Origin of the sequence: Curtobacterium sp. MCLR17_044 (genome assembly GCF_003234435.1) — a bacterium.
GTDB lineage: Bacteria > Actinomycetota > Actinomycetes > Actinomycetales > Microbacteriaceae > Curtobacterium > Curtobacterium flaccumfaciens.
This window is the reverse complement of record NZ_QKTC01000006.1, coordinates 68,069-91,311: the sequence shown is the minus strand read 5'-3', so window position 1 is coordinate 91,311 and position 23,243 is coordinate 68,069. Positions and strand designations below refer to the sequence as shown.

Annotated in this window: 25 protein-coding genes; 3 read left to right on the top strand and 22 right to left on the bottom strand. The window is 70.9% G+C overall.

Annotated elements, in window-relative coordinates; genetic code table 11:
* Window positions 1–165: 165 nt before the first annotated feature.
* The 8 genes from DEJ04_RS05685 to glmS all read right to left on the bottom strand — a co-directional run bounded on the left by DEJ04_RS05685 (window position 166) and on the right by glmS (window position 6,882).
* Window positions 166–660, bottom strand: coding sequence for a hypothetical protein (locus DEJ04_RS05685; protein WP_111053736.1), 495 nt, complete (start codon window positions 658–660; stop codon window positions 166–168).
* A gap of 37 nt (window positions 661–697) precedes the next feature.
* Window positions 698–1,306 carry an NAD(P)H-dependent oxidoreductase gene (locus DEJ04_RS05680; RefSeq protein ID WP_071406146.1) on the bottom strand — a complete coding sequence of 203 codons (609 nt, stop codon included), beginning with the start codon at window positions 1,304–1,306 and terminating at the stop codon, window positions 698–700.
* A gap of 64 nt (window positions 1,307–1,370) precedes the next feature.
* Window positions 1,371–1,841, bottom strand: coding sequence for a GNAT family N-acetyltransferase (locus DEJ04_RS05675; protein WP_111032258.1), 471 nt, complete (start codon window positions 1,839–1,841; stop codon window positions 1,371–1,373).
* Window positions 1,842–1,852: 11 nt separating this feature from the next.
* Entirely contained in the window at window positions 1,853–2,371 is a 519-nt protein-coding gene (gene tsaE, locus DEJ04_RS05670; protein ID WP_181437744.1) for a tRNA (adenosine(37)-N6)-threonylcarbamoyltransferase complex ATPase subunit type 1 TsaE, read from the bottom strand.
* Window positions 2,368–3,534 carry an alanine racemase gene (alr, locus tag DEJ04_RS05665; RefSeq protein ID WP_181437743.1) on the bottom strand — a complete coding sequence of 389 codons (1,167 nt, stop codon included), beginning with the start codon at window positions 3,532–3,534 and terminating at the stop codon, window positions 2,368–2,370. The genes tsaE and alr (DEJ04_RS05665) overlap by 4 nt, the downstream gene beginning before the upstream one ends.
* Entirely contained in the window at window positions 3,531–4,634 is a 1,104-nt protein-coding gene (gene alr, locus DEJ04_RS05660; RefSeq protein WP_111046475.1) for an alanine racemase, read from the bottom strand. The genes alr (DEJ04_RS05665) and alr (DEJ04_RS05660) overlap by 4 nt, the downstream gene beginning before the upstream one ends.
* The gene (locus DEJ04_RS05655; protein WP_111046474.1) at window positions 4,631–5,026 is read right to left on the bottom strand and encodes a holo-ACP synthase; all 396 of its coding nucleotides are present in this window, start codon (window positions 5,024–5,026) and stop codon (window positions 4,631–4,633) included. Before DEJ04_RS05655 ends, alr (DEJ04_RS05660) begins: the two co-directional genes overlap by 4 nt.
* Window positions 5,027–5,034: 8 nt before the next feature.
* On the bottom strand, window positions 5,035–6,882 hold the full coding sequence (gene glmS, locus DEJ04_RS05650) for a glutamine--fructose-6-phosphate transaminase (isomerizing) (protein WP_111028979.1): 1,848 nt from the start codon (window positions 6,880–6,882) through the stop codon (window positions 5,035–5,037).
* A gap of 70 nt (window positions 6,883–6,952) precedes the next feature.
* Here glmS and DEJ04_RS05645 point away from each other — a divergent pair, with 70 nt between their 5' ends.
* Entirely contained in the window at window positions 6,953–7,438 is a 486-nt protein-coding gene (locus DEJ04_RS05645) for a glutathione peroxidase (protein ID WP_071245463.1), read from the top strand.
* Between the two features lie 105 nt (window positions 7,439–7,543).
* Window positions 7,544–8,488, top strand: a complete 945-nt coding sequence (gene coaA, locus DEJ04_RS05640; RefSeq protein WP_111046473.1) for a type I pantothenate kinase — start codon at window positions 7,544–7,546, stop codon at window positions 8,486–8,488.
* Window positions 8,489–8,598: 110 nt separating this feature from the next.
* On the opposite strand, the gene glmM is transcribed toward coaA, so the two are convergent.
* The 13 genes from glmM to infA all read right to left on the bottom strand — a co-directional run bounded on the left by glmM (window position 8,599) and on the right by infA (window position 20,728).
* Complete coding sequence (gene glmM, locus DEJ04_RS05635; protein WP_071406153.1) at window positions 8,599–9,972, bottom strand: phosphoglucosamine mutase; 1,374 nt, start codon at window positions 9,970–9,972, stop codon at window positions 8,599–8,601.
* A 22-nt stretch (window positions 9,973–9,994) separates the two neighbouring features.
* On the bottom strand, window positions 9,995–10,480 hold the full coding sequence (gene rpsI, locus DEJ04_RS05630) for a 30S ribosomal protein S9 (RefSeq protein ID WP_027466716.1): 486 nt from the start codon (window positions 10,478–10,480) through the stop codon (window positions 9,995–9,997).
* 36 nt (window positions 10,481–10,516) lie between these two features.
* Window positions 10,517–10,963 carry a 50S ribosomal protein L13 gene (rplM, locus tag DEJ04_RS05625; RefSeq protein ID WP_027466717.1) on the bottom strand — a complete coding sequence of 149 codons (447 nt, stop codon included), beginning with the start codon at window positions 10,961–10,963 and terminating at the stop codon, window positions 10,517–10,519.
* 330 nt (window positions 10,964–11,293) lie between these two features.
* Window positions 11,294–14,380, bottom strand: coding sequence for an ExeM/NucH family extracellular endonuclease (locus tag DEJ04_RS05615; protein ID WP_146248646.1), 3,087 nt, complete (start codon window positions 14,378–14,380; stop codon window positions 11,294–11,296).
* 126 nt (window positions 14,381–14,506) lie between these two features.
* Window positions 14,507–15,250: an MBL fold metallo-hydrolase gene (locus DEJ04_RS05610; protein WP_111046472.1), complete on the bottom strand. Its 744-nt coding sequence runs from the start codon at window positions 15,248–15,250 to the stop codon at window positions 14,507–14,509.
* A complete protein-coding gene (gene truA / locus DEJ04_RS05605) occupies window positions 15,247–16,155 on the bottom strand; it encodes a tRNA pseudouridine(38-40) synthase TruA (protein ID WP_258371317.1) in 909 nt (302 codons plus the stop codon). The genes DEJ04_RS05610 and truA overlap by 4 nt, the downstream gene beginning before the upstream one ends.
* A gap of 76 nt (window positions 16,156–16,231) precedes the next feature.
* Window positions 16,232–17,350 (bottom strand): aromatic acid exporter family protein, encoded by a 1,119-nt coding sequence (locus DEJ04_RS05600; RefSeq protein ID WP_111046471.1) that lies wholly within the window; start codon window positions 17,348–17,350, stop codon window positions 16,232–16,234.
* Between the two features lie 157 nt (window positions 17,351–17,507).
* Entirely contained in the window at window positions 17,508–18,086 is a 579-nt protein-coding gene (gene rplQ, locus DEJ04_RS05595) for a 50S ribosomal protein L17 (protein ID WP_071245471.1), read from the bottom strand.
* Window positions 18,087–18,149: 63 nt separating this feature from the next.
* Window positions 18,150–19,145 carry a DNA-directed RNA polymerase subunit alpha gene (locus DEJ04_RS05590; RefSeq protein WP_017885506.1) on the bottom strand — a complete coding sequence of 332 codons (996 nt, stop codon included), beginning with the start codon at window positions 19,143–19,145 and terminating at the stop codon, window positions 18,150–18,152.
* 205 nt (window positions 19,146–19,350) lie between these two features.
* Complete coding sequence (rpsK, locus tag DEJ04_RS05585; RefSeq protein WP_017885507.1) at window positions 19,351–19,749, bottom strand: 30S ribosomal protein S11; 399 nt, start codon at window positions 19,747–19,749, stop codon at window positions 19,351–19,353.
* Window positions 19,750–19,758: 9 nt separating this feature from the next.
* A complete protein-coding gene (gene rpsM / locus DEJ04_RS05580) occupies window positions 19,759–20,133 on the bottom strand; it encodes a 30S ribosomal protein S13 (protein WP_017885508.1) in 375 nt (124 codons plus the stop codon).
* Window positions 20,134–20,319: 186 nt separating this feature from the next.
* A complete protein-coding gene (gene rpmJ, locus DEJ04_RS05575; RefSeq protein ID WP_022903266.1) occupies window positions 20,320–20,436 on the bottom strand; it encodes a 50S ribosomal protein L36 in 117 nt (38 codons plus the stop codon).
* Window positions 20,437–20,506: 70 nt separating this feature from the next.
* A complete protein-coding gene (infA, locus tag DEJ04_RS05570; RefSeq protein WP_017885509.1) occupies window positions 20,507–20,728 on the bottom strand; it encodes a translation initiation factor IF-1 in 222 nt (73 codons plus the stop codon).
* 294 nt (window positions 20,729–21,022) lie between these two features.
* On the opposite strand from infA, the gene DEJ04_RS05565 reads away from it, so the two are divergent.
* Window positions 21,023–22,318 (top strand): LCP family protein, encoded by a 1,296-nt coding sequence (locus DEJ04_RS05565; protein WP_111046470.1) that lies wholly within the window; start codon window positions 21,023–21,025, stop codon window positions 22,316–22,318.
* Window positions 22,319–22,463: 145 nt separating this feature from the next.
* Here the strand turns inward: DEJ04_RS05565 and map are convergent, their stop codons facing one another.
* Window positions 22,464–23,243: a type I methionyl aminopeptidase gene (gene map, locus DEJ04_RS05560; RefSeq protein ID WP_375334725.1), complete on the bottom strand. Its 780-nt coding sequence runs from the start codon at window positions 23,241–23,243 to the stop codon at window positions 22,464–22,466.

The following is a 23,243-nucleotide window of genomic DNA, read 5'->3' as shown; positions in this document are numbered from 1 at the left end:
ACGCGTGGCGAGTGTGCCGAAGCGTTCTGATCGGAAGTCTTCTCGGCGCATCTCCTCATCATAAGCAAAGTGCCCTCTGCCCTATAACTTCAGATCGAACTTCCAAGCACCTGCACGTCGGGACGCGGGGACGTTCGATCCGTCATGCAAGTCAGGGGGCCGCGGCTAGTCGAAACGGACCGTGCTGGTGGGCGACGTCGCGCCCGTACCCGTCGCGGCCTCGTCCGCTGCTCCTCGAAGGTGCCGCAGCCGGGACCGCACACCGCCGTCCTGGCGACGCAGGACGATCGCAACGTCCGCCACGGACATCCCCGCGGCCGTCATTGCCTCGAGCCCGGTGTCCTCCTGCTGCGTCCACGGCGCGTAGGCGGCGGGCCGGTCGAGCCGAGCAGCGTCGACCTGCGGGTTGCCGGTCGGTGCAGCCCGGACCACCAGCGGGGACGACGGGTCGTCCGCTCCGGACGTCGTGGCGACGGCTGGCACCGGCGCCGACGCTGACCGCGGGCCGGTCGCCCGGACCTCCAGGCAGACGACGGCGGTCACCGGATGGCGTGCCACGACCGCTCCTGCGGGCGACCGGAACACCAACTCGGTGTCGTCACGGTCCACCGTGCCGACCTCCACGTCGCTGAAGCCGCCGGTGTCGAGGACGATGCGCATGGTTCCCCCGTTCGCGCTGACCAGATCTGCTGCGAGGCTACCGGTCGCCGGCCGGGGCACGGTCGACGACCGCCCGACGGACACCCTCCACCGCCGCGGCGACCGCGCGCTCGCGAGCCTCGGCGTCCTCGGTCTCGGAGTCGTGCACGAACACGGTGGCGCCCCGCCGGGCACCGCAGAAGTCGACAATGCCGTGCTCGACCTGCGTCCGGAGCGCCTCGGCGTACCCGTGCCGTTCGTACACGCCGGCGTCGTCGCCCGCGATCGGCACCAGGTGGACAGTGAGCCGTTCGAGCGCCCGACGGATGCCGCCGTCCGGGTCGACGTCGAACGCCCAGCCGTTCACGAACACGCGGTCGATCCACCCCTTGAGCACCGCGGGCACGGACCACCACCAGACCGGGAACACGAGGACGAGGTCGGTGGCGCGGTCGATGCGCTGCTGCTCGGCGACGACGTCGGCCAGCGCGTCCGTGCCGGTCCGGTAGGTCTGCCGGTCGGCGAGGGTGAAGCGCGGGTCGAACCCCTCGGCCGCCAGGTCGGCGGTCTCGACCGTCCCCGCGGGCAGGGCGTCCCGCAGGCGAGCCGCGAGGTGGTGGGTGAGGGAGTCGGGGTCCGGGTGGGCGGTCACGATGAGCGTCGGCACACCGCATCCTCCCGGAGCCGGCTGGGTGGTACCGGGACACCCGCTGTCGCCCGGCCGCGCCGGCTCACACCGCGGTCAGGTCGAGGGACCAGGCGACCTCGCGCGCGAGCTGCCCGGTCCGCCGGAACGACCGGACCTGGTGGGTGGCGGCCAGGGCGGCCGCCAGGTCGTCGCGGTCGGCGAGGGTGAACCCGAGCGACTGCCAGAACGGACCGGAGCGCCGCGAGAACAGCCACGCCCGTCGCGCGCCCGTGACCGCGGCGTGGTCGACGGCGAAGCGCGCGAGCCGGGTGCCGTGGCCGAGCCCCCGGAGCTGCGGCGCGACCGCCACGCTGCGGACGAGCACGTGGACGCCGTCGGCGCTCGTCTCGTACCCGGTGCTGCCGACCACGCGGCCGTCCTCGGCACGGTCGACCCACAGCCGGACGGTCGGCTCGAGACCGGCACGGTCGTGGCCAGCACGGTCGAGCCCGGCGACGGTCAGGTCGGCACCGACGAGGAAGGTGCGGAGGTCGTCGACCGCACCGGTGTCCACGCGCTGCAGGGTCAGAGGTCGACGCCCGTCCAGCGCGGCCCCGTCGCGGTGACGACGACCCGGCGCGGCTCGTCGGGCACGTCGTCCGGATCGAGGTCGTCGTCGACACCGTGGTCGGCCGCGTCGGCGCCGGTGGCCCGGGTGATCTCGACGTCGAGCACGCTGTCGCTGATGCCGTCGACCATGCCGCGACCCCACTCGACGACGACGATGGCGGCGTCCCAGTCGAGGTCGAGGTCGTCCAGCTCGACCGGGTCGGACAGACGGTAGGCGTCGACGTGCACCAGGTCGGGGCCGGCGGTCGTCGGGTGCGTCCGGGCGAGGACGAAGGTCGGGCTGGACACCTGGCCGCGCGCACCGAGTGCGGCGCCGAGCCCGCGCGTCAGGGTCGTCTTGCCGGCACCGAGCGGCCCGGTCAGCACGACGAGGTCCCCCGCGCGCAGCACGGCGGCCAGCCGGGCGCCGAGCTCCCCCATCGCGTCGGTGCCGTCGACGGTGGTGTCGAGCAGGACGTGCGGCAACTCGGTCACGGCCGCTCGCCCCGCAGGTACTCCCCGACCCGTCCCTCGATGTCGTGGCCCTCGTAGAACCGGGGCACACGGCTGCCGATCCGGCAGACGATCTCCTCGCCGATGGTCTCGAGCGCCGCGCCCCACTCGAGCACGGTCATCTCGTCGTGCTCGCCGGTGCCGAACAGCGCGACGGTGTCGCCGGTCTGCACGTCGTCCTCGCCGACGTCCACCAGGAACTGGTCCATCGCGACGCGGCCGGCGATCGGGTAGCGCTTGCCGCGGATCGCGACCTCGATGCGGCCCTGCGCCAGACGCGGGACCCCGTCGGCGTACCCGACGGGCACGAGCGCCAGGGTCGTCTCGGTCGCCGTGCGGTACGTGTAGTCGTAGGAGACGCCGGTGTCGACGGGGACGCGCTTCGTCTTCGCGACCGACGCGGTCAGGGTCATCACCGGCTCGAGTCCGAGGTCGGCCGCCGAGACGCCGTCGGCTCCGGGGATGCCGAACAGGTTCGCGCCCATCCGGACCATGTCCTTGCGGAACTCCTTGCGCTCCAGCCCCGCGAGCGACGCGGCGACGTGCTCCATCGGGACGTCGAGCCCCAGGTCCTCGGCGATCTCGATCGCGGCGTCGAACACGGCGACCGCGGCGCTGTCCTCGTGGTCGGACGCCTCGGCCAGGTGCGTGTACGCGGCGACGACCTCGATGCGGCCGTTCCGCTGGGCGTCCCGGGCGAGCTCGACGAGCGCCGGCCAGTCCGCCGGGGTCGCGCCGTCGCGGTGCAGGCCGGAGTCGACGCCGAGGTGCACCCGGGCCGGTCGCTGGTCGACGGCGTCGACGATGCGCTGCAGCTCGGCGACGTTCGAGACGCCGAGGTCGACGGCCGAGTCGATGGCGTCACGGAAGTCCAGGTCGGGGTCGTGCTGCCAGGTGAACAGGTGGACGTCCTCGCCGACGCCGATCGAGCGCAGGCGCAGGGCCGCGGGCACCGTCAGCACACCGATCCAGCGGACGCCGGCGTCGACGGCGGCGAGCGCGATCGGCTCGAGGCCGTGCCCGTACGCGTCGGCCTTCATGATCGCCATCACGGCGACCGGGTCCATCCACTCGCGGACACGGTCGAGGTTGGCCCGGTAGGCGTCGAGGTCGATGCGCGCCTGACGCAGCGGTGCGGAGCTCACGTCGTCCTCCGTTCCACGCTGCGGCCGATCCGGGCGACCACCTCGTAGTTGATCGTGCCGATGGCGTCGGCCCAGTCCTCGACGGCGGGGTCGCCGTTCGCGGGGTCGCCCCACAGCACCGCCTCGTCGCCGACCTGCACGTCGGCGTCGCCGATGTCGACGTGCATGGCGTTCATCGCGACGCGTCCGACCACCGGGAACGTCCGGTCTCCGATCCGCACCGAGACCCGGTTGCCGAAGTCGCGGTCGAAGCCGTCCGCGTAGCCGAGGCCGATCACGGCGAGACGGGTGTCCGTCTCGGCGCGCCAGGTGTAGCCGTAGGAGACACCGTCGCCCGCAGCGACCGGCACGGTGCGGAGCACGGCGGCGGTGACCCGCATCGCCGGGCGCAGCCCGAGGTCGGCCGAGGTGCGACCGTCGAAGGGGCTCAGCCCGTACAGGGCAAGTCCGACGCGGGACAGGTCGTGGCGGGTCTCCGGCACGGCGATGCTCGCGGCACTCGCGGCGAGGTGCACCACGTCCGGCACGATGCCGTTCGCGGCGAGGCCGTCCAGCGCCCGCTGCAGTGCGGCGTCCTGGTCGAGGTCGTCGGTGCGCGACGCGTTCGACAGGTGGGACATGAGCCCCTCGACCCGGGTGCGGTTGCCGCCGCGGGCCAGGGTGCCGGCGGTCGCGAAGAGCTCGGCCCACTCGGATTCGACCGCACCGTTGCGGCTGAGGCCGGTGTCGACGCACAGGTGCACGGCGCGGACGTCGGAGTCGGCTGCTGCGGAGAGCTGCTCGACGCTCGACACCGCGGGCGTGACGTCGAACTGCGCGGCGCGACGGAAGTCCTCGTCGGGGGCGTGCAGCCACGCGAGGATCCGGACCCCCTCGTCGATGCCGCCTTGACGGAGCGCGACGGCCTCGTCGATGTCGGCGACCCCGAGCCACTCGGCTCCGGCGTCCACGAAGGCCTGCGCGGCGTCGAGGGCCCCGTGGCCGTAGGCGTTCGCCTTGACGACGGCGATGACCCCGGCCGGTGCGACCCGGTCGGCGATCGTCGCGTAGTTCTCGATCAGGGCTCCGCGATCGACGGTGATGCCGGTGAACGCACTCACCGGGCAGTTCCTTCCAGGACCACGTCTGTTCCTTCCAGGACCACGAACGCGGTCGCGATCCCTCCATCATGCGAGAGCGACAGGTGCACGGACGTCACGCCACGCGCGTCCGCCACCTGCCGGGCCCCCTGGTGCAGGGTGAGCGACGGGTTCCGCTGGTCGTCGGACACGACCTCGAGGTCCTGCCAGCTCAGCCCGGCACTCGACCCGAAGGCCTTGATCAGGGCTTCCTTCGCAGCGAACCGTGCGGCGAGGGACGCGATCGGCCGGGGTTCGCCGTCACGCACCTGCTCGGACGGCGTGAACAGCCGCGCCCGCATCGCCGGTGTGCGCTCCAGCACCCGTTCGAACCGCTCCAGGTCGACCACGTCGACCCCGATCCCGATGATCACCGTCGCGACTACTCGACGGTGACCGACTTCGCGAGGTTGCGTGGCTGGTCGACGTCGAGGCCCTTGGCGGCGGCGAGCTCCATGCCGAACATGTGCAGCGGTGCCACGGCGAGCAGCGGCTCGAACAGCGGGGTCGCCAGCGGGATCCGCAGGACCTCGTCGGCGAACGGCAGCACCGCGGCGTCGCCCTCTTCGGCGATCGCGATCACCCGGGCACCGCGTGCGCGGATCTCCTGGATGTTCGAGACGACCTTCGGGTGCAGGGATCGGGGGTCGCGCGGCGAGGGCACGATGACGAAGACGATCTGGCCCGGCTCGATCAGGGCGATCGGGCCGTGCTTGAGCTCACCGGCGGCGAAGCCCTCGGCGTGGATGTACGCGAGCTCCTTGAGCTTGAGGGCGCCCTCGAGTGCGATCGGGTAGCCGACGTGGCGGCCGAGGAACAGCACGCTCCGGGTGTCCGCCATCCAGCGCGCCAGGTCCTTGATGCCGGCGGCGTCCTCGATGGTCTGCTGCAGCTTCGGGGCGAGCCCCTCGAGCTCGGCCACCTGCTCGGCGATCTGCTCGGTGGTGAGCGTGCCGCGCAGCGTCGCCAGGTGCAGCCCGAGCAGGTAGAGCGCGACGCCCTGGGCGATGAAGGCCTTGGTCGACGCGACGGCGACCTCGGGCCCGGCGTGCGTGTAGATCACGGCGTCGGACTCACGCGGGATCGTGGCGCCCTGGGTGTTGCAGATCGACAGGACCTGCGCGCCCTGCTCGCGGGCGTACTTGACGGCCATGAGCGTGTCCATGGTCTCGCCGGACTGGCTGATCGAGACGACCAGGGTGCGCTCGTTCAGCACCGGGTCGCGGTAGCGGAACTCGTGCGCGAGCTCGACCTCGACCGGGATGCGGGCCCACTGCTCGATGGCGTACTTGCCGAGGATGCCGGCGTAGGCGGCGGTGCCGCAGGCGATCACGATGACGCGGTCGACGGTCGCCAGGCGCTCGGCGATCGGGTCGAGGTCGGTCAGCGTGACGGCGCCGTCGTGGACGCGACCGAGGATCGTCTTCGCGACGGCCTCGGGCTCCTCGCTGATCTCCTTCGCCATGAACGAGCTCCAGCCGCCCTTGTCGGCGGCGGAGGCGTCCCAGTTGACCTCGAACTCGCTCGGCGTGGCCGGAGTGCCGTCGAAGTGGATGACGTCGACGCCGTCGGGGCGGATCGTGGCGATCTCGTCCTGCCCGATCGACAGCGCGCGCTGCGTGTAGGCGACGAACGCGGCGACGTCCGAGCCCATGAAGTTTTCACCGTCGCCGAGCCCGACCACCAGGGGCGAGTTGCGACGGGCACCGACGACGACGCCGGGCTGGTCGGCGTGCACGACGAGGAGCGTGAAGGCCCCTTCGAGCCGCTGCACGGCCTGCTGCATGGCGGCGGTCAGGTCACCGGTGTCGCGGAAGGCGCGTCCGACCAGGTGCGCGGCGACCTCGGAGTCGGTCTCGCTGCGGAACTCGATGCCCTCGGCCTGCAGTTCGGCGCGGAGCTCGGAGAAGTTCTCGATGATGCCGTTGTGGATCAGGGCGAGCTTGTCGCCGTCGGCCAGGTGCGGGTGGGCGTTGCCGTCGGTCGGGCCACCGTGGGTCGCCCAGCGGGTGTGCCCGATGCCCGTCGTGCCGTCCGGGATCGGCGACGACTCGAGCTCGTCGACCAGGGCCTGGAGCTTGCCCGCCTTCTTGGCCGACACGAGGTCTCCGGCTGGGTCGACGACGGCGATGCCCGCCGAGTCGTAGCCGCGGTACTCGAGGCGACGGAGGCCACCGAGGAGGACGTCCTGGCTGCTGTTGCTGCCGACGTAGCCGACGATTCCACACATGGGACCGATCCTACGGTCTGCCTGGACGCCCACCCTGCGAAGTCCCGGGGGTGGGGATAACGTTTCGGCCATGGGACGCTTCGACGACATCGCCATCACCACGCTGCACGGCGAGGACACCACGTTCGGCGCCTACGCCGACAAGGCCGTACTGGTCGTGAACGTCGCCTCCCGGTGCGGCCTCGCCCCGCAGTACGAGCAGCTCGAGGCCCTGCAGAAGCAGTACGGCCCCCGCGGGTTCACGGTGCTGGGCTTCCCGAGCAACCAGTTCCTGCAGGAGCTCGGCTCGTCCGAGGCGATCGACGAGTACTGCTCCACCACCTGGGGCGTCACGTTCCCGATGTCCGAGAAGGTCAAGGTCAACGGCAAGAGCGCCCACCCGCTCTACCAGGCCCTCAAGGAGACCCCGGACGCCGACGGCAAGGCCGGCCGGGTCGCCTGGAACTTCGAGAAGTTCCTCGTCGCCCCCGACGGCACCGTCACGCGCTTCCGCCCCACCACGAAGCCGGACGCCCCCGAGGTCGTCGCCGCCATCGAGGCGGCCCTCCCCGCCTGACGCATCGCGTCCTGCGGACGCGCACCGAGCAATGGACTGGAGGCCCGGGGCGCGCGAGCCGGTCGGCTCACGTGCCCCGGGCCTCCCGTCTGTACGCTCGATCCCATGCCGTTCTCGGAGACCGCCGTCGCGCACCCGACCCCGTTCGTGGAGATCCCGCGTGACGAGTGGTCCCAGCTCGCCCCGAAGGAGCACCTGTCGCTCACCGAGACCGAGATCGTGCAGCTGCGCGGTCTCGGCGACCGGTTGGACATGCAGGAGGTGCAGGAGGTCTACCTGCCCCTGTCCCGCCTGCTCACGCTCTACGCCGCAGGTGCGCGCAACCTGCACGCCGAGACGAGCCGGTTCCTCGGGGAGCGCGCCGGACGCACGCCGTTCGTCATCGGCGTCGCGGGCTCCGTCGCGGTCGGCAAGTCCACCGTCGCCCGTCTGCTGCGCGAGCTGACGAAGCGCTGGCCGGACACCCCTCGGGTCGAGCTCGTGACGACCGACGGCTTCCTGTACCCGAACGCCGAGCTCGAGCGCCGCGGGATCATGGACCGCAAGGGCTTCCCGGAGTCGTACGACCGCCGCTCCCTGCTGCGCTTCGTGAGCCAGGTGAAGAGCGGGGCGACCGAGGTCCGCGCGCCGTACTACTCGCACCTGGTCTACGACATCGTGCCCGATGCCGAGATCGTCGTCCGGCAGCCCGACGTGCTCATCGTCGAGGGCCTCAACGTGCTGGCGCCCCCGGTGCACGGGCGGCTCGCGCTGTCCGACCTGTTCGACTTCACGATCTACGTGGACGCGAAGACGAAGGACATCGAGTCCTGGTACGTCGACCGTTTCCTCGCCCTGCAGGAAGAGGCGTTCTCGAGCCCCGACTCGTTCTTCCACCGGTTCGCCTCGCTGTCGCGTGAAGACGCGGTCCGGACGGCGACCGAGGTCTGGCGGGCGATCAACGAGCCGAACCTGCTCGAGAACGTGCTGCCCACGCGCTCCCGCGCCACGCTGGTGCTGAAGAAGGGCGCGAACCACAAGGTGAACTCGGTCCTGCTCCGCAAGATCTGAGCGGGGGGGCAGCGCAGCCAGCAGGGCAGCGCAAAACACCGGTGTTCGCGAGCTGAACCGCGTTCTGCGCGTGTTCAACCGGCGAACACCGGTGTCTTGCGGAGGGGAACCTACGCGGCGTCGAGCGCCAGGCGGTCCTGCACGACGGCGGCGAGCTCCTCGGCGATGCGCTGGGCATCGTCCTGCGAGGCGGCCTCGACCATGACGCGAACGACGGGCTCGGTGCCCGACGGACGGAGCAGCACACGACCGCTGTCCCCGAGCGCCTCACTGGCGGCGGCGATGGCGTCCTGCACGCCCTGGTCGGCGAGCCCGTGACGATCGACGCCCCGGACGTTGAGCAGCACCTGCGGGAACACCGTCATGCACGAGGCGAGCTCCTGCAGGGTCTTGCCCGTACGCGCCATCTCGGCGACCAGGTGCAGCCCGGTCAGGATGCCGTCACCCGTGGTGGCGAACTCGTTGAAGATGATGTGGCCGGACTGCTCACCACCGATGGAGTAGTCGCCCTCGGTCATCTTCTCGAGCACGTAGCGGTCGCCCACGCCGGCCTCGATCACGGTGATGCCCGCGTCGGCCATGGCGCGCTTCAGCCCGAGGTTCGACATGACCGTCGCGACGAGGGTGTCGTCCTTCAGGCGGCCGCGCTCCTGCAGGGACAGCGCGAGGATCGCCATGATCTGGTCGCCGTCGATCGCGTTGCCCGCGGCGTCGACCGCCAGGCAGCGGTCCGCGTCGCCGTCGTGCGCGATGCCGACGTCGGCACCGTGCTCGAGCACCGCGCGGGCGAGGTTGTCGATGTGGGTCGAACCGACGCCGTCGTTGATGTTCCAGCCGTCGGGGTCGGCGCCGATGAGCGTCACGCGGGCACCCGCGTTGACGAAGACCTCGGGCGAGACGCCGGCGGCGGCACCGTTCGCGCAGTCGAGCACCACGTGGATGCCGTCGAGCCGGTGCGGCAGCGTACCGAGCAGGTGCACCACGTAGCGGTCCTCGGCGTCGGCGAACCGCGAGATGCGCCCGACGTCGATGCCGGTGGGGGTGGGTGCGGAGTGGTCGTGCATGGCCGCTTCGATGCGGTCCTCGACCTCGTCCGGCAGCTTGCGGCCACCCGTGGCGAAGAACTTGATCCCGTTGTCGGGAGCGGGGTTGTGCGATGCGGAGATCATCACGCCGAAGTCGGCGTCGATGTCCGCGACGAGGAACGCCGCGGCGGGGGTGGGGATGACCCCGGCGTCGAGCACGTCGACGCCGGCCGAGGCGAGCCCGGCCGCGACGGCGGCACCGAGGAACTCGCCGGAGACGCGCGGGTCACGCGCGAGGACCGCGCGCGGGCGCGGTCGGCCCGACGCCCGGCGGGCGTCGGCATGGTGTCCGTGTGTGAGGACGGCCGCGCTCGCCTGGGCAAGACCCAGTGCGAGCGCGGCCGTCAGCTCGCCGTTGGCGAGACCACGAACCCCGTCGGTACCGAACAGACGCGGCATTGCGATCTTCAGCCGGTGACGACTAGCGCTTCGAGAACTGCGAAGCCTTGCGGGCCTTCTTGAGACCGGCCTTCTTGCGCTCGATGACGCGGGCGTCACGGGTGAGGAAGCCGGCCTTCTTGAGGGTCGCGCGGTTGTTCTCGCGGTCGATCTCGTTCAGGGTGCGGGCGATGGCGAGGCGGAGCGCGCCGGCCTGACCCGAGGGGCCGCCACCGGTGATGCGGGCGACGACGTCGTACGAGCCGAGGAGCTCGAGCACCTTGAAGGGGTCGTTGATGAGCTGCTGGTGCAGCTTGTTCGGGAAGTAGTCCTCGAGCGTGCGGCCGTTCACGACGAACGTGCCGGAGCCCGGGACGAGCCGGACGCGCGCGATGGCCTCCTTGCGGCGCCCGACGGCACCGCCGGAGACGTTGAGGATCTGACGGGGAGCGGCCTCGGCAGCGGCGGGTGCGCTCTCCGTGGTGAAGCTCTCCGGGGTCTGGTCGAGGGAATCAGCGATCTGAGCCATGAGTTTTCTGTGTCCTTGAAGTCGTCGTGGCCGGAACTACTGTGCGACCTGGTCGAAGATGTACGGCTTGGGCTGCTGCGCGGCGTGCGGGTGCTCCGCGCCGGCGTAGACCTTCAGCTTCTTGAGCTGCTCGCGGCCGAGGGTGTTCTTCGGCAGCATGCCGCGGATCGCCTTCTCGACGGCGCGGGTGGGGTGCTTCTCGAGCATCTCCGGGTAGGAGGTCGCCGTCAGGCCGCCCGGGTAACCCGAGTGACGGTAGTAGACCTTCTTCGCGAGCTTCGAACCGGTCAGGGCGACCTTGTCGGCGTTCACGATGATGACGAAGTCACCCATGTCCATGTGCTGGGCGAAGGTGGCCTTGTGCTTGCCGCGCAGGAGCGCCGCGGCGTGGGTGGCGAGACGGCCGAGGACGACGTCGGTGGCGTCGATGACGATCCAGTCGTGCTGGACGTCTGCCGGCTTCGGTGAGAACGTGCGAGTCACAGGAGTGCTGCTTTCGTGTCGAGGTGAGGAGTCCGTGAATCCCACTCCGGTCGGGAGTTCCACGGGCAGAAGCACCGGGAACACCTCGGTTGGAGGGCTCATCTGACTGTCCGCGCGCGGGGCGCACAGACCAAGGTGAGAGCCTAGCCGACGCGGGGTACGTCGGTCAAACGCGGCCGGCTGCCGGCCTGGAGGCACGGGGCGGCCCCGCACCGCGCCTCCCGTCCGTCGCGCGGTCGCGCCCACCGCGCATGGTGAGCAGGAATGGTCGGGTCCGCTGTGCGAACCCGACCATTCCTGCTCTCGAAGTGCGCCCGCGGGGCGTGGGGACTACTCCGCGGCGGCCGCAGTCCGACGTCGGCGACGCACGATCAGCACACCCGCGCCCGCCGCGAGCAGCAGGAACGCCACCAACGCACCGGCACCGAGGCCCGCAGCACCCGTGAACGCGAGCTGCCCGTCCACGGTGATCGTGATCGGGGTCCACCCGATCAGGCTCCCGTCCGCAGCCGTCACCGCGAGGCGGTGCACGCCGGCCATCGTGTCCGCCGGGATCGTCACCCGAACCGTCCCGTCAGCAGACACCACAGCCGTACCGATCAGGGTCGGCTCCGAGAACAGCCACACGTTCACCGTGTCACCGGCAGATGCAGTACCGACCGTCACCGTGATCGTCTCCCCCGCACGAGCGGTCGCCGGAGCAGACACCCCGCCACGGTTCGCCTCCGTCAACAACGACTCCGACGGCGCCACCGGAGCAACCGGCGGGGTGATCCCGTCGACCGGCGGCACCGGAGTCGGGGTCGGGGTCGGCGTCGGGTTCGGCACCGGGGTCGGCGTCGGCACCGGCGTCGGGTCCGTGCCCGGGTCGGTGCCCGCGGCGTCCAGGTCGAACCCGACCAGGATCGGGTCGTGGTCGCTCGCCCGGTACACGTCGTCGGTGTACAGGTTCGTCGCGTTGTAGTTGTAGCGGCTGTACTCCAGGCCCACCGACTCGACCGAGTTGATGTTCCAGATGTCCACGCCCGTGACCGTCTCGAGCGCGGCCTTCGACGCGAACACGTGGTCGAGCGAGCCACTCAGGCCGGAGAACACGTACGAGTACTCGGTGCTGTCGAGCGCCGGGCCGAGGTCGGTGTAGCCGGCCTCGTCGAGGACCACCACCGGGTCCTCCTTGCTGTAGGCGTTGAAGTCGCCGAGCATGAACACCTTGTCGGTGCCGTACTGCTCCTGCATGTCGGTGGAGAAGGTCACGAGGGCCTTCGCCTGCTCGACGCGGTCGGCGTTCGAGGCCCCCTGCCCGTCGCCCTGGTCGGCGTTCTCGCCGGTGCCGGAGCCCTTGGACTTGAAGTGGTTCGCGATCACCAGGAAGTCGTCGTCCGCGGTGCCGCCGACCGGGCGGAACGCGTCCGCGACGGGCTGGCGGGCGTTCGTGAACGCGTCGTCGAGCAGGATCGTCGACTCGCCGACGGGCTCGACGCGGTCCTTCTTGTAGATGAGGGCGAGGCGGATGACGTCCTCGCTCGCGGGCACGACGGCCGGGGACTTCGCGTAGGCCCAGGTGTCCTGGCCGGTGGCGGCGTTGAGCGCGTCGACCAGGGTGGCCACGGCGGCGTCACGGTCCTGACCGAAGCGGACGGAGTTCTCGATCTCCTCGAGCGAGACGACGTCGGCGTCCAGGCCGTTGATGGCCTTCACGATCTTGACCTGCTGGCGCAGGAAGTCCTCCTGCTCGGCGGCACCGCGGGCGTCGCAGCCCGAGTTCACCGTGACGGGGTCCCCGGCACGGTCCGTGTAGTACTTGCAGCCGGTGAGCTCGTCGCCCGTGGTCGGGAAGTAGTTGAGCACGTTGAAGCCGGCGAGCTTCAGGTCGCCACCGACGTCCTGCGGTGCCGGCTGGCGCACCTTCGAGAACGACGCCGGCAGCTCGGCGGCCGGGGTCGCACCCGTGATCGGGGCGGTCGGCTGGAACTTCCACCCGTTGTTGCGGTAGTCGAGGACGACCGGCTCGGTGAAGGTGGCGGCGGCCCCGACCGTGACCGGGCCCTGGGTGAGCCACGACACCGGGATGCCCTGGTTCGCCTGGGTCAGGAAGTTGGTGCTCGCACCGTCGTCGAGCGTGACCTTGCGCGCGGCGTTGTCGGCCTCGACGGCCTTCGCCTCGGCGCTGCCCGGCCGGCCGACCTCCGTCGGCTGGACCAGGCGCTTCGTGCCGCTGGCGAGCACGACCTCGCCGTACTGGTTCGTCGTGTAGTTGTCGGCGACGGTGTACGCGCCCTGGGGAGCGACGAGCATGCTCTCGAGCGACTCGCGCTGGGCGTCGGACGACGGGAACGCGACCGCTGCGGGCTGTGGTGCCGCGACGGTGCCGTCCAGCTGCTGCAGCGACGAGGCCCCGGACACCGTGAGCTCGGTCAGACCGAAGTACTCGGACACGGCACCGGTGACCCGGACGTGGTCGCCCTCGTGCACCAGGCCGGCGGTGGCCGACGAGAAGACGAACACCGCGTCGGACGCGGTGTGGGCGCCGAGGTCGATGGCGCCGCCGGTGCCGGGGGTCTGGATCGTGTAGCCGTTGAAGCCGCCGGTGCCGTACACCGCGGTGACGACGCCGTCGGTCGTGACGTTCTTGCCGGCGTACGGCGAGGTGTCCGTGGTGCCCTGCAGCTGGGCGATGGTCACCGTCTCGGTGGGGGTGCCGGGCGAGGGGGTCCCGCCGTCACCCGGGTCGGTCGGGTCCGTGGGCTCGGTCGGTGCCGTCGTCTCGCCCGCGGCGTTCCGCGGGGTGAGCGTCGTCGTCACGGAGAAGTCCGCACCGTTGACGTCCGTGTCCGTGGTGCCCTGACGGACCAGACCGTTCGGGACGGAGTTGTCCCCGGTCACGGTGCGCACGGCCGACTCGAACGTGTTCGAGGCGCCGTAGCCGAGCAGGTCGACCACGCCGTCGGTGCCGGTGGTGACGGGTCCGGCGGCGAGCGCCAGGGGCGCGGTGGTGTCGGACAGCACGAGCGTGCCCGTGGTGCCCGAGGGGTTGAGCGTCGCGGTGTCGTCGGCGGCGGGCAGGTCCTCGCCGGCCGGGGTGGCCCCGCCGTTGCCCGCCATCGACACCAGGAACGTGCCCTTCGCCGGCACGGTGCCCTGGAGTGCACTGGCCGAGAACGTGCCGGTGCCCGTGGCGGACCGGTACTGCAGCGACCAGCCGTCGAGCGACACGGCGGCGTCGGTCGGGTTGCCGATCTCGACGAACTTCTCGTTGTAGAACGCGCCCTTGCTCCCCGCCTTCAGGTAGGCCTCCTCGATGACGAGGCCGGTCCCCTCGGGGTTCGCGGTCGCTGCGGTGACGGTGACGAGTGGGGCCGCGAGGAGCGTCGCGGCCGCCGTGGCGCACAGCAGAGTGCGCCCGAGGGTGTTGGCCATGCCCGCACGCTACCGACCTGCGGGGTCGTTCAGGTTGCGTCGAGGTAAATGATTGCGTTCGGCAACATCAGCCGATCGCGCGGCACCAGCCGATTGCGTTCGGCAACATCAGCCGATCGCGCGGCATCAGCCGATCGGCAGCCAGGTCCCGCCCACGCGTCGGACGGCCGGTCCGTGTCCCGGCAGCACGAGCGCCGGGAACGGCAGCACCCGTGCCGACTCGAGCGCGCGGTCCTGGTCGGCGGTGAAGAACGGCGTGATCATCCGCGGCCGCGGGGCCCACGAACCGGGCTGGGTGTCGTGCCGGCTGACGACCGCGTCGCCCGTGACGATCGCGTCCGCCGCGGGCAGCATGTACGCCGTCGAGCCGTCGGTGTGGCCGACGGCCGGGAACGGCGAGATCGCCCGACCCGCGAAGTCCGCACCGGTGAACGCGCGAGCGGACGGGACGGTGGTGGGTCGGAGGGCGTCGGATCGGATCGCCCGTGCCAGCCAGGCGAGCACGCGCGGGCTGGCGAGCCGGCCGCCGATCTCCGCCGGGGTGACCTGCTGCCGTTCCGGTCCGCGCACGTTGGCGAGCTCGTCGGCGTGGGCGAGCACCTCGACGTCGGGGTACCGCTCGAGGATCCCGGGGATGCCGCCGACGTGGTCGACGTGTCCGTGCGTGACGTAGACGCGACGCAGGTCAGCGGGGTCGTGTCCGGCGGCGCGCACCGTGTCGAGCACGAGGTCGGTGTCGGCCGGGTAGCCGGCATCGATCAGCGCGACGCCGTCCTCCTCGGCCAGCACCACCCAGTTGGACACAGGGCCCTCGACGAAGACGACTCCGGGGGCGACGGACACGACGGAACGGGGTTCGCGCGGGCTCATCCCTCGACGGTACCGTCCACCGACCGTCGGGCCCGGGTCTGCTCCGCCCGCTCCGCGAGCTCCGCGTCTGCCGGGTAGCCCACCTCGGTCAGCGTCAGTCCCTTCGCCGGCGCCGTCTTGAAGGCGCTCGTGCGCTCCTCGGCGACGCGCAGTTCCTCGAGGCGGTCCGGGCCGAAGCGGCCCTCGCCGACGGCGATGGTCGCGCCGACCATGGCCCGCACCATCGAGTGGCAGAAGGCGTCGGCCTGGAGGCGCGCCACCAGCACGCCGTCCGGCTCGCGGTCCCAGCGGAACTGCTGCAACGTCCGGATGGTCGTCGCCCCCTCGCGCGGCTTGCAGAACGTCGCGAAGTCGTGCAGCCCGAGCAACGTCAGCGCACCGCGCTCCATCGCTGCCGGGTCGAGCCTCGCCGCGTGCCAGACCGTGTGCCCACGCTGACGTGGATCGCGCGGGGCGTCGGCGTCCGCGATCCGGTACTCGTACCGGCGCCAGAGCGGGGAGAACCGGGCGTCGAACCCCGCGGGCGCCACCGAGGCACCGGTCACGACGACGTCCCCCTCGGGTGCCGCGATGCCGTTGACCCGCTTGAGCAGCCCGTCGAGCGGTGACCGGCCCGTCCCGCGCTTGGCGGTGAGCGCTGCCCACTGTTCCGCCGACAGGTCCAGGTGCGCGACCTGCCCGGTGGCGTGCACCCCGGCGTCGGTGCGTCCGGCGACGGTGAGCAACGGCGGTTCGCCCCAGCGGGTGAAGACGGTGGCGAGTGCGGCCTCGAGGGCGCCCTGGACGGTCCGGAGCCCGGGCTGCCGGGCCCACCCGGAGAACGCCGCCCCGTCGTAGGCGATGTCCAGCCGGAGCCGCACGTCGCCCGTGCTGTCGGGGTCCTGGAAGCCGACCGTCTCGTCCACGTGACCACCGTAGCGGGGGTGATCCGTGCCTCCCGGCCCGCGCTCGGTCTGCCGGACGGCGGCCGCCCGTACCCGCTCAGCCGCGCGGACGGCCGAACGCCGACGGACCGGTCCGGGTGTCGAGGTCGTCGGTGGCGCGTCGCTCGGACTCGACGATCCCGCGCAGGGCGACGAGCGCGGCCGAGGTGACCGCGACGTGCGAGGGGTTCTCGCGCGATGCGTCGAGCGCGCTCTCGAGTCGTGCGATGGCCTCTTCGGCCTGGTCCTCCGGGGAGTCGCCGCGGATCGTGCTGGCGATCTTCCGCAGTGCCTCGGCGATGGGGGTGGCGAACGCGGGGTCGGGACGCCCGACGCCCTCGGACACCGGGCCGGAGCGTGCGACGAGCTCGGTGAGGTCGGTCGTGTACCAGGCGACCCGCTCCAGTGCGCGGAAACGTCCGCCGTCCTTCTGGAGCCGTGCTCGCGACCCGCGCAGGGCACCGCGGGGGTTGAGCCGACGGCTCTCGTGCGCGATCGCCACCCGTGACCGGACGTCCGCGATCGCACGGTCCAGGCGGTCCTGCTGGTGGTCCCACGCCTTCTCGTCGCGCTTGCCCTCCTCGAGCACGGCTGCCAGCCCGTCGAGGTGGTCCGCCAGCACGCCGTTCACCGCGTCGATGCGGTGTTCGGCGTCCCAGAAGTGCAGCGGCGGGAACACCAGGAAGTTGACCAGCAGCCCGACCACGACGCCCACGGCCATCTGCACCAGGTACCCGAGCGAGTAGCCCTCGGCGTGCGCACCGCCGACGAGCAGGACGAAGAGCGCCGCGGTGGACACCCACGAGCTGCCCTCGCCCAGCACGCGGAACCCGCCGACCAGCACCCCGACGCCGACCGCGAGCGCGATCGCGAGGAAGCCGGGGTCGCCGACCCACATCGTGAACGCGGCGATGAGGATGCCGAGGGCGATCCCGACCAGGGTCTGCACGCCGCTCCGGATGCCCGCGAACACCGTGGTCTGCATCGCGACGACGGCGCCGAGTGGTGCGTAGTACGGGTACTCGGCCGCGACGCCCGGGATGTGCTGCGCCACGAACCAGGCGATCACCGCAGCGGCAGCGGCCTTGCCTGCGTGCAGCAGGCGCGGCTGCGTGCCCGAGGTCCGGCTCCACCGCCAGACCCGGGTCCCCAGACCCGCAACGTGCTGGAACGCCATGACTTCCTTCCCTGTCGTACCGGTCGGCCACCCTACGCGGCGCGTCGTGCGTGTCGTGGTGTCCGGACCCGTGACCAGCTTCGGACACGAGGAAGCCCCCGCGACCTGGGTCGCGGGGGCTTCCTCGTGGTGGTGCAGCGCCCCGGAGGGCACCGGACTACTTGGTGTCGGCGTCGTCCGACTTCTCGGCGGCGTCGGCCTCGACCTCGGCAGCAGCCTCGGTCTCGGACTCGGTCTCGACCGGGGCGGACTCCTCGGTGGTCTCGGTCTCTTCGACCGGGGCCTCCTCGGTGGTCTCGTCGGCGGCGGGCTCGTCGACCGGGGCGGCAGCAGCGGCCGGAGCCGAGTTGCGCTTGACCGGAGCGGGCGTGCTCGAGACGGGCTCGAGGACGAGCTCGATCGACGCCAGCGGGGCGTTGTCGCCCTTGCGGAAGCCGAGCTTCGTGATGCGGGTGTAACCGCCCTGGCGGTCCTCGACCTGGGGAGCGATCTCGGTGAACAGCGTGTGCACGACGGACTTGTCGCGCAGGATGCTGATCACACGACGACGCGCGTGCAGGTCGCCGCGCTTCGCGAACGTGATGAGACGCTCGGCGACCGGGCGGAGGCGCTTGGCCTTCGTCTCGGTGGTCGTGATGCGACCGTGCGTGAAGAGGGCGTTGGCGAGGTTGCTCAGGAGCAGGCGCTCGTGGGCGGGACCGCCACCGAGGCGGGGGCCCTTGGTGGGCTTCGGCATGTCAGTTCTCCAGTGGTGAAAGTGGTGCGCGCGGTGTCAGCGCGCTTGCGCGTGAGCGCGAGGTCAGTTGTTGGACTCGTCCTCGTCGTACCCGCTGTAGAAGTGGGCGCCGTCGAATCCGGGGACGGTGTCCTTGAGGGACAGGCCGAGCTCGGTGAGCTTGTCCTTGACCTCGTCCACCGACTTCTGACCGAAGTTGCGGATGTTCATGAGCTGCGTCTCCGACAGGGCGACGAGCTCGGACACCGTGTTGATGCCCTCCCGCTTCAGGCAGTTGTAGCTGCGGACCGACAGGTCGAGGTCCTCGATCGGGGTCTGCAGTTCGTTCGAGAGCACGGCGTCGACCGGCGCGGGGCCGATCTCGATGCCCTCTGCCGCCGTGTTGAGCTCGCGAGCGAGCCCGAACAGCTCGACCAGCGTGCGACCAGCCGACGCGATGGCGTCGCGCGGCGTGATGGCCGGCTTCGCTTCGACGTCGACGACCAGGCGGTCGAAGTCCGTGCGCTCACCGGCACGCGTCGCCTCGACGCGGTAGGTGACCTTCAGGACGGGCGAGTAGATCGAGTCGATCGGGATCTGACCGGCTTCGCTGAACTCGGAACGGTTCTGCGTCGCCGAGACGTAGCCACGGCCACGCTCGATCGTGAGCTCGAGCTCGAAGCGCGCGGTGTCGTTCAGGGTCGCGATGACGAGTTCCGGGTTGTGGATCTCGACGCCGGCCGGAGCGGAGATGTCCGCCGCGGTGACCTGACCGGCACCCTGCTTGCGCAGGTACGCCGTGATGGGCTCGTCGTGCTCGCTGGAGACGACCAGGCTCTTGATGTTGAGGATGATCTCGGTGACGTCTTCCTTGACACCGGGAACGGTGCTGAACTCGTGGAGGACGCCGTCGATGCGGATGCTGGTGACAGCCGCGCCGGGGATCGAGGAGAGGAGCGTGCGGCGCAGCGAGTTGCCGAGGGTGTAACCGAAGCCCGGCTCGAGCGGCTCGATGACGAAGCGCGAGCGGTGCTCGGAGATCGGCTCCTCGGTCAGGGTGGGGCGCTGTGCAATGAGCACTGTGGGATTCCTTTCGGCGAAGTGTCCGCTATATGACACTTGGCGGTACGACGGGGCCGCATGGGCCCCGACGGGTCTGTTGAGTTGTGATCACGCGCACACACGTGCGCGATCGAACGACCAGGAATGGCCGCGGGCCCTGCCCGCCCTCGCCGGAACGGATCCGGTCAGGGGACGAGCAGGGCGCGGCCGGTTGCTCCTCGCGTCAGACGCGACGGCGCTTGGGCGGGCGGCACCCGTTGTGCGCCTGCGGCGTGACGTCGTTGATCGAGCCGACCTCGAGGCCAGCGGCCTGGAGGGAGCGGATCGCGGTCTCGCGACCCGAACCCGGGCCCTTCACGAAGACGTCGACCTTCTTGACGCCGTGCTCCTGCGCCTGACGCGCAGCGGACTCGGCAGCGAGCTGCGCCGCGAACGGCGTCGACTTGCGCGAACCCTTGAAGCCCACGGCACCCGAGGACGCCCAGCTGAGGACGGCACCCGACGGGTCGGTGATGCTGACGATCGTGTTGTTGAACGTGCTCTTGATGTGAGCCTGGCCCACAGCGACGTTCTTCTTCTCCTTGCGGCGCGGCTTGCGCGCGGCAGTCTTGGGGGTAGCCATCGGGGTCTCCTATCGAGCCTTCTTCTTGCCTGCCACGGTGCGCTTCGGTCCCTTGCGGGTACGAGCGTTGGTCTTGGTGCGCTGACCGCGCACCGGGAGACCACGACGGTGGCGAAGACCCTCGTAGCTGCCGATCTCGACCTTGCGGCGGATGTCGGCGGCGACCTCACGGCGGAGGTCACCCTCGACCTTGAAGTTGCCCTCGATGAAGTCACGGAGGGCGACGAGCTGGTCGTCGGTCAGGTCCTTGACGCGGATGTCACCGGAGATACCGGTCTCCGTCAGTGCCTGGACGGCGCGGGTACGGCCGACGCCGTAGATGTACGTGAGTGCGATCTCCACGCGCTTCTCGCGCGGGATGTCGACGCCTGCTAGACGTGCCATGTGATGGCTGCTCCTGTTGTCGATGGAGGTGTGGCGCAGTACCGGTGCACGGGCCTCCGCCCCGAGGTGTCCCCCGGTCGTCGTGCGACCGGGTTCTGGTACTGCGTTGTCGATCTTCAGTTGTGGGTCGTGCTCGAGCAGCCTGGTGTCCGATGGACACCGTCGGCGCCGGTCACGCGCCCGGGACTAGCCCTGGCGCTGCTTGTGACGCGGGTTGCTCTTGCAGATCACCATGACGCGGCCCTTGCGGCGAATCACACGGCAGTGTTCGCAGATGGGCTTGACGCTGGGGTTGACCTTCATGGTTCTTTCCTCGTGCTCGCTGGCTTCGTGCTCGGCAGGATTGCCGTGCCGTTCCTTTCCAGCTCGCGGATCACTTGTAGCGGTAGACGATCCGGCCGCGGGTCAGGTCGTACGGGCTCAGCTCCACGATCACGCGGTCCTCGGGGAGGATGCGGATGTAGTGCTGGCGCATCTTCCCGGAGATGTGCGCGAGGACCTTGTGTCCGTTCGTCAGCTCAACGCGGAACATCGCGTTGGGCAGAGCTTCGAGCACCGAGCCTTCGATCTCGATGACGCCGTCTTTCTTGGCCATAGCCTCACTGTCGCTTGGTTGTGGAACAGGTGTGATCCCCGAACCGGTCTGCGGGTCGGTCGCCACACCCGAGAGGGCATGACACACCAAAGATCGATCTTATGTGGTAAACCCACAATTGCCAAGTGGGGACGCGGAACACCCCACGTCTGGGGCTTCCGGGGCCGTGCCTGAGCGTTGCACAGTGGTTTGACGGCGCGCTCCGGGCGCACACATGCGCGCGAACCGTAGTTTTGCTCCGCAGCCACGTCCGTCGCACCCGCAGCTCGCGCCGGACCACCGAACGGAGAACACGTGCCCGACGCCACCCGACGCCCCTTCGCCAGCCACGGCAAGCAGGCCCGTCGCCGGGGTTGGGGCACGCTCGTCACCGTCGTCGCGTCCGCCGTCGCCGTCCTGCTCGTCAGCGGCACGAGCGTCGCCGCGATCGCCGGGGCACAGCTCGCCACCGCGCCGCAGACCGTCGCGCTGAGCACCGACGACCAGAGCACCGCGAAGACGGCGGACATCTCGGCGATCAAGGGCGGGGCGAACATCCTGCTCATCGGGAGCGACACCCGGGTCGGCCAGTTCGACTCCGACGAGGACGTCGAGGGCGCCCGCAACGACGTCACGATGCTCATCCACATCTCGGCGGACCACCAGCAGCTCACCGCGGTCAGCTTCCCCCGCGACCTGATGGTCCCCATCCCGGCCTGCACGAACCCCGCGACCGGCACGACCTACCCGGCGTCCACCTCGGCGATGTTCAACACGGCGCTCGGCAACGGCGGTGTCTCCTGCGTCGTGGACACGGTGGAGAACCTGACCGGTCTGAGCATCCCCTACGCCGGGCTCATCACGTTCGACGGCGTGATCGAGATGTCGAACGCCCTCGGCGGTGTGGACGTCTGCGTCGCCGAGCCGATCGACGACACGTTCACCGGCCTGCACCTCACGACGGGCTCGCACTCCCTCGAGGGTTCGGACGCCCTGGCCTTCCTGCGCACCCGCCACGGGGTCGGCGACGGCAGCGACCTCGCCCGCATCAGCTCACAGCAGGTGTTCCTGTCGGCGCTCCTCCGCAAGGTCACCTCGGACGGCACGCTCTCGAACCCGATCACGCTCTACAAGCTGGCCGGCGCCGCCCTGTCCAACATGACGCTGTCCGACGGCCTGGCCCAGACCGGCACCCTCGTCAAGCTCGCGGCAGCCCTGCGCGGGATGAGCACGGCCAACATGCTCTTCGTGCAGTACCCGGTGGCCGACGACCCCGCCGACAACGCCCGCGTGATCGTCGACCAGGAGACGGCCCACACCCTGAACGTGGCGCTGCAGAACGACGTCCGGTCGTCGCTGAGCGACTCGAGCACCGGTCGCGCCTCCGAGGAGTCGCCGTCGAGCGGCGGGACGTCGAGCGGCACCGGGTCGTCCGGCTCCTCGGGTTCGTCCGGTACCTCGGGTTCGTCCGGGACCTCGTCGTCCGCCGGCACACCGTCGGCGACGCCGAGCGCGACCGCCACGCGGACGCCGACCGCGTCGGCGACGCCGCTCCCCTCGTCGATCACCGGGCAGAGCGCCTCCGAGGAGACCTGCTCCGTCGGCAACTGACGCGATGCCACGGCGCGTGCGCCCGGCGGTGGTCGGGTGGGTCCACGCGACGTCGTCGACGCGGCTGACGCCAGCCGGGCCTCCTGGCCGTCGCGTCGTGCGGAGACACCCAGCGTGGGCACCGCGTGCGGACTGGAGGCCCGTCCTACGGGATCGGGACGGGCGTCACACCCAGCGGGGCCAGGCCCCGAGCGCCGCCGTCGGCGGCAGTGAGCACCCAGATGCCGGCCGCGTGCACCGCGACGCTGTGCTCCCAGTGCGCGGCGTCGGAGCCGTCGAGTGTCCGGACCGTCCACTCGTCGTCGTCCGTCGAGCTGTCGATGGCGCCGGCCGTGACCATGGGCTCGATGGCGACCACCAGCCCCGGCTTGACGGCAGGTCCGGCCCCGCGCACGCGGTAGTTGAAGACCGGCGGTTCCTCGTGCATCGACCGGCCGATGCCGTGGCCGGTGTAGTCCTCGACGATGCCCCACGCGCCGGTCTCGTCAATCGCGTCCTCCACGGCGGAGCCGACCTCGTGCAGGTTCTTCGCGTCGGCGAGCGCGGCGATGCCGTGCCAGAGCGACCGCTCGGTCGTGTCGCAGAGCGTCTGACGGGCTGCGGTGACCGCAGCGTCGCCGCCGGGCACGACGGTCGTGAACGCGCTGTCGCCGTTCCAGCCGTCGACCTCGGCACCGGCGTCCACCGACACGATGTCGCCGGGCGCGAGCACGCGCTCACCGGGGATCCCGTGCACGATCTCGTCGTTCACCGACACGCACAGCGTGTGGCGGTAGCCGGGCACGAGCTGGAAGTTCGGGACTCCCCCGCCGTCACGGATGGTGCGCTCGGCGATCGCATCGAGTTCACCGGTGGTGATCCCCGGACGGATCGCTGCACGGACGGCGTCGAGCGCCTCGGCGGTCAGCAGGCCCGGCCGGACCAT

Bases quoted from the DNA above. Each gene is read 5' to 3' on its own strand.
- DEJ04_RS05685 (WP_111053736.1), bottom strand. From the start codon at position 660: ATGCGCATCGTCCTCGACACCGGCGGCTTCAGCGACGTGGAGGTCGGC.
- glmS (WP_111028979.1), bottom strand. From the start codon at position 6,882: ATGTGTGGAATCGTCGGCTACGTCGGCAGCAACAGCAGCCAGGACGTC.
- DEJ04_RS05645 (WP_071245463.1), top strand. From the start codon at position 6,953: ATGGGACGCTTCGACGACATCGCCATCACCACGCTGCACGGCGAGGAC.
- coaA (WP_111046473.1), top strand. From the start codon at position 7,544: ATGCCGTTCTCGGAGACCGCCGTCGCGCACCCGACCCCGTTCGTGGAG.
- glmM (WP_071406153.1), bottom strand. From the start codon at position 9,972: ATGCCGCGTCTGTTCGGTACCGACGGGGTTCGTGGTCTCGCCAACGGC.
- rpsI (WP_027466716.1), bottom strand. From the start codon at position 10,480: ATGGCTCAGATCGCTGATTCCCTCGACCAGACCCCGGAGAGCTTCACC.
- DEJ04_RS05615 (WP_146248646.1), bottom strand. From the start codon at position 14,380: ATGGCCAACACCCTCGGGCGCACTCTGCTGTGCGCCACGGCGGCCGCG.
- DEJ04_RS05610 (WP_111046472.1), bottom strand. From the start codon at position 15,250: ATGAGCCCGCGCGAACCCCGTTCCGTCGTGTCCGTCGCCCCCGGAGTC.
- DEJ04_RS05600 (WP_111046471.1), bottom strand. From the start codon at position 17,350: ATGGCGTTCCAGCACGTTGCGGGTCTGGGGACCCGGGTCTGGCGGTGG.
- rplQ (WP_071245471.1), bottom strand. From the start codon at position 18,086: ATGCCGAAGCCCACCAAGGGCCCCCGCCTCGGTGGCGGTCCCGCCCAC.
- rpsK (WP_017885507.1), bottom strand. From the start codon at position 19,749: ATGGCTACCCCCAAGACTGCCGCGCGCAAGCCGCGCCGCAAGGAGAAG.
- rpsM (WP_017885508.1), bottom strand. From the start codon at position 20,133: ATGGCACGTCTAGCAGGCGTCGACATCCCGCGCGAGAAGCGCGTGGAG.
- rpmJ (WP_022903266.1), bottom strand. From the start codon at position 20,436: ATGAAGGTCAACCCCAGCGTCAAGCCCATCTGCGAACACTGCCGTGTG.
- infA (WP_017885509.1), bottom strand. From the start codon at position 20,728: ATGGCCAAGAAAGACGGCGTCATCGAGATCGAAGGCTCGGTGCTCGAA.
- map (WP_375334725.1), bottom strand. From the start codon at position 23,243: ATGGTCCGGCCGGGCCTGCTGACCGCCGAGGCGCTCGACGCCGTCCGT.